Below are 513 nucleotides of genomic sequence, written 5' to 3'. Positions count from 1 at the left end.
TTGTTATGCAAAGCTTTTGCCATACAGCTGCGTATCCAAAAGTAAGCGATTCAAATTTACATAAAACCTTGCCCAATTTCATGACTAGTCGTGGTGGGGTAAGTTTCAAACCAGGTGATGGAGTTATCCACTCTTGGCTTAATCGTTTTGTATTGCCAGATACCGTAGGAACGGGTGGGGATTCTCACACACGCTTTCCTATAGGAATTTCTTTCCCTGCAGGAAGCGGACTTGTAGCTTTTGCTGCGGTTACTGGCTCTATGCCTTTAAATGTACCCGAAAGTGTTTTAGTGCGTTTTAGCGGAGAATTGCAAGCTGGAGTTACCTTAAGAGATTTGGTTAATGCTATACCTTATTATGCAATCAAGCAAGGACAACTTACCGTTGAAAAGAAAAATAAGAAAAATATTTTTTCAGGAAAAATATTAGAAATAGAGGGCTTGCCGAACTTAAAAGTCGCACAAGCTTTTGAACCCAGTGATGCAAGTGATTAAAGATCTGCAGCGGCGGGTA

General features: G+C 40.7%; 1 pseudogene. It reads left to right on the top strand.

The window, feature by feature from the left end:
* Positions 1-488 (top strand): annotated as a pseudogene (locus tag KJR01_RS09685) (aconitase family protein); the annotation flags it as partial.
* Positions 489-513: the final 25 nt, after the last annotated feature.

The organism is Campylobacter sp. 2018MI10, from assembly GCF_018501175.1.
Classification (GTDB): Bacteria; Campylobacterota; Campylobacteria; order Campylobacterales; family Campylobacteraceae; genus Campylobacter_E.
The sequence above is the reverse complement of the archived record's forward strand: the minus strand, read 5'-3'. Positions and strand labels throughout refer to the sequence as shown.